We start from the raw sequence: 3488 nt of genomic DNA, 5'->3' as shown, positions 1-3488 counted from the left end.
GCCAGCGTGCAGCCGACGTAGAGGCCGCGGGTGGCCGCCACGGTCGGCTCCCCCACCGTGTCCGGGACCGTCGGCAGGGTGCCGACCAGGGCGGCCTGCCGCTCGGCGCGGTGCCGCCAGCCGCGCATCATCAGCCGGATCAACCAACCGATCAGCACCACCAGGACGGCGGCGAAGACCAGCGACGCGACCATCGTCGGCGGGTTCATGCCGGGCTCCTCCCGTCCCGGGCGGTGATCGCGCCCCGCAGCAGCGTCGCGGTCACCGTGGCCGGCAGCCGCATCTCCTGGTAGGGGGTGTTCGCCGAGCGGCTGGCCAGCTCCGCGCCGCTCACCACCCACTCGGCGTCGGGATCCACCACGGTCAGGTTGGCCGGCTCGCCCACCTCCAGCGGACGCCCCTGGTCGGGCAGCCCGGCGATCGCCGCCGGGTTCTCGCTCATCACCCGCGCCACGTCGCGCCAGCCGAGCAGGCCGGGGACCACCATGGTGGCCACCACCACCGACAGTGCGGTCTGCAGGCCGAGCATCCCCGGCCGGGCCGCGGCGAACTCGCAGGTCTTCTCGTGGTCGGCGTGCGGGGCGTGGTCGGTGGCCACACAGTCGATCACCCCGTCGGCGAGCGCGCGGCGCAGCGCATCGGTGTCGGCGGCCTCGCGCAGCGGCGGGTTGACCCGGTTCACGCCGTGATAGTCGGCCAGCCTGCTGTCGTCGAGCAGCAGGTGGTGCGGGGTGACCTCCGCGGTGATCGAGATCCCTTGGTCCTTAGCCCATTTCAGGATCGAGACGGTGCCCGCGGTGGACGCGTGGCAGATGTGCAGCCGGGCCCCGGCGTCGCGGGCCAACAGCGCGTCGCGGGCGACGATCGACTCCTCGGCGGCCCGCGGCCAGCCGGTGAGCCCGAGCCGGGCGGCGTGCGGCCCTTCGTGGGCGACGGCGCCGACGGTCAGCCGCGGCTCCTCGGCGTGCTGGGCGATCAGCACACCGAGGCCGGCGGCGTACTCCAGTGCGCGGCGCATCACCAGCGGGTCGGCCACGCAGACGCCGTCGTCGGAGAAGACCCGCACCCCCGCGACACCGTCGGCCATCATGCCCATCTCGGTGAGTTCGGCGCCGGCCAGCCCCACGGTGACCGCGCCGATCGGGTGCACGTCGACCAGGCCGACCTGCTGCCCGCGCTGCCAGACGTAGTCGGTGACCACCGGGCTGTCGGCGACCGGCGTGGTGTTGGCCATCGCGAACACCGCGGTGTAGCCGCCGAGTGCCGCTGCCGCCGAACCGGTCTCGATGTCCTCGGCGTACTCGCGGCCGGGCTCGCGCAGGTGGGTGTGCAGGTCGACCAGCCCGGGCAGCAGCACCTGGCCGGCGGCCTCGATCACGGTGCCGCCGGCCGAGGCGGTCAGCCCCGCGCCGATCTCGGCGATCTGGCCGTCAGCGACCAGCACGTCGACCGGATCACCCTCGCCGTAGCGCCGCACGCCGCGAATCAACACACCCATCAGCCGACCACCTCGGTTCCGGCGCCGGTTCCGGCCCCCACCAGCAGATGCAGCAGCACCGCCATCCGCACGTGCACGCCGTTGGCGACCTGCTGCAGCACCGCCGACTGCGGCGAGTCCACCACCGACGAGGCGATCTCCATGCCGCGCAGCACCGGCCCCGGATGCAGCACCGCCGCGTGGTCGCCCAGCAGCGCCCGGCGGGCGTCGGAGAGCCCGTAGCGCACCGAGTACTCCCGCGCCGACGGGAAGAAACCGCCGGTCATCCGTTCGGCCTGCACCCGCAGCATCAGCACCGCGTCGGCCGCGGGCAGCTCGGCGTCCAGGCCGTGCGAGACGGTCACCGGCCAGTCGCCGACACCGGCCGGCAGCAGCGTGGGCGGGGCCACCAGCACCACCTCGGCGCCGAGGGCGGCCAGCAGCGTCACGTTGGACCGGGCCACCCGGCTGTGCAGGATGTCGCCGACGATCAGCACCCGGCGGCCGTCGACCCCGCCGAGCCGCTGCCGGATGGTCAGCGCGTCCAGCAGCGCCTGGGTGGGGTGTTCGTGGGTGCCGTCGCCGGCGTTGATCACCGCCGGGCCGCCCCCGTCGGGGTCGGCGGTCCACTCCGCCATCAGCTGCGCGGCGCCGGACGCCGGGTGCCGCACGATCAGCGCGTCGGCGCCGGCGGCGCGCAGGGTCAGCGCGGTGTCGCGCAGCGACTCCCCCTTGGCCACCGACGACCCGGTGGCGCTGACGTTGACCACGTCGGCGCTGAGCCACTTCCCGGCCACCTCGAACGAGACCCGGGTGCGGGTGGAGTTCTCGTAGAACATGGTGATCACCGTCCGGCCGCGCAGCGTCGGCAGCTTGCGGACCTCGCGGCCGAGCAGCGCCTGCGCCAGCCGGTCGGCGTCGTCGAGGATGACGGTGGCCTCGTCGCGGCCCAGGTCGGCGGTGCTCAGCAGGTGTCGACGGGTCACGGCGCCCCCCGGGAGATCACCACGGCGTCGTGGCCGTCGTACTCGTGCAGCCGGACGTGCACACTCTCCGCCGCCGAGGTCGGTACGTTCTTGCCGACGTAGTCGGCGCGCACCGGCAGCTCCCGGTGGCCGCGGTCGACCAGCACCGCCAGCTGGACGATCGCCGGCCGGCCCAGGTCGCGCAGCGCGTCCAGCGCGGCCCGCACCGACCGGCCGGCGTACAGCACGTCGTCGACCAGGATCACCAGCGCGTCGTCCACCCCGCCGGGCGGGATCGAGGTGGCGGCCAGCGGGCGCGGCGGCTTGGTCATCAGGTCGTCGCGGTACAGGGTGATGTCCAGGGCGCCGTGCCCGACGTCCACGCCGCAGAATTCCTTGACCTTCTCGGCCAGCCGGGCGGCCAGGGTGACGCCGCGGGTCGGGATGCCGAGCAGCACGATGCGGGGCGCATCGGGCGCGTCCAGCGCGGTCTTCTCGATGATCTGGTGCGCGATCCGGGAGACCGTGCGGCCGACGTCGGCCGCCGACATCAACTCCCGATCGGGGTCGGCACTGCCTGATGCGCCCATGCGGAACCGCTGGACCTCCTTCTCCGCCTCACCGGACGGATCGTTAAAGGATGTCGAACTGTTCGGCAGCCTAACACCTCGCGTCCGGCGCGCGGCCGGCGAGCCGCGGCGTCGTGCGTGTATAGGCTGGCGACGATGATACGCCCGCAGCTGCGCCTCGGCTTCGACGCCCGCTACCGCGGCGAGGGCCCGGCCGAGGGGGTTCCGGCGGTGCCGACGCCGCCGTGGGACACCAAGGCGCCCAAAGAGAGCGTGCCGGCCTGGCGCCGGCAGGGCCTGGTGCTCGGCGACAACGCCGGCTACCCGGCTCAGCAGGGCTTCATCGTCACCGGGCTGGACATCTCTCCGACCGCCCTGGGCACCGCGGAGCGGCGCGCCGCCGCATGAGCCTCGACGACAACCGGGTCCCGATCCGCGAGGCGTGCGACCACGGGCTGCTGGCCGGTGCCGTCACGT

General features: G+C 74.1%; 3 protein-coding genes and 2 pseudogenes. 1 reads left to right on the top strand and 4 read right to left on the bottom strand.

Annotated features, from left to right (window positions below; all coding sequences use genetic code 11):
- From AC2VNT_RS00525 to pyrR, 4 genes and pseudogenes are all read right to left on the bottom strand, one after another.
- Positions 1 to 209: pseudogene (locus AC2VNT_RS00525) on the bottom strand (PH-like domain-containing protein); the annotation flags it as partial.
- On the bottom strand, positions 206 to 1498 hold the full coding sequence (locus AC2VNT_RS00520; RefSeq protein ID WP_486944999.1) for a dihydroorotase: 1293 nt from the start codon (positions 1496 to 1498) through the stop codon (positions 206 to 208). The pseudogene AC2VNT_RS00525 and the gene AC2VNT_RS00520, both read right to left, overlap by 4 nt.
- Entirely contained in the window at positions 1498 to 2463 is a 966-nt protein-coding gene (locus AC2VNT_RS00515) for an aspartate carbamoyltransferase catalytic subunit (RefSeq protein ID WP_486944998.1), read from the bottom strand. Before AC2VNT_RS00515 ends, AC2VNT_RS00520 begins: the two co-directional genes overlap by 1 nt.
- Positions 2460 to 3032 carry a bifunctional pyr operon transcriptional regulator/uracil phosphoribosyltransferase PyrR gene (gene pyrR, locus AC2VNT_RS00510; RefSeq protein WP_486944997.1) on the bottom strand — a complete coding sequence of 191 codons (573 nt, stop codon included), beginning with the start codon at positions 3030 to 3032 and terminating at the stop codon, positions 2460 to 2462. The genes AC2VNT_RS00515 and pyrR overlap by 4 nt, the downstream gene beginning before the upstream one ends.
- A 135-nt stretch (positions 3033 to 3167) precedes the next feature.
- Here pyrR and AC2VNT_RS00505 point away from each other — a divergent pair.
- A pseudogene (locus tag AC2VNT_RS00505) lies at positions 3168 to 3413 on the top strand (class I SAM-dependent methyltransferase); the annotation flags it as partial.
- Between the last annotated feature and the right edge of the window lie 75 nt (positions 3414 to 3488).

It is taken from the genome of Mycobacterium sp. TH-M15 (assembly GCF_057473705.1).
This window is presented reverse-complemented; position numbering and strand designations above follow the sequence as displayed.

Bases quoted from the DNA above. Each gene is read 5' to 3' on its own strand.
- AC2VNT_RS00520 (WP_486944999.1), bottom strand. From the start codon at position 1,498: ATGGGTGTGTTGATTCGCGGCGTGCGGCGCTACGGCGAGGGTGATCCG.
- pyrR (WP_486944997.1), bottom strand. From the start codon at position 3,032: ATGGGCGCATCAGGCAGTGCCGACCCCGATCGGGAGTTGATGTCGGCG.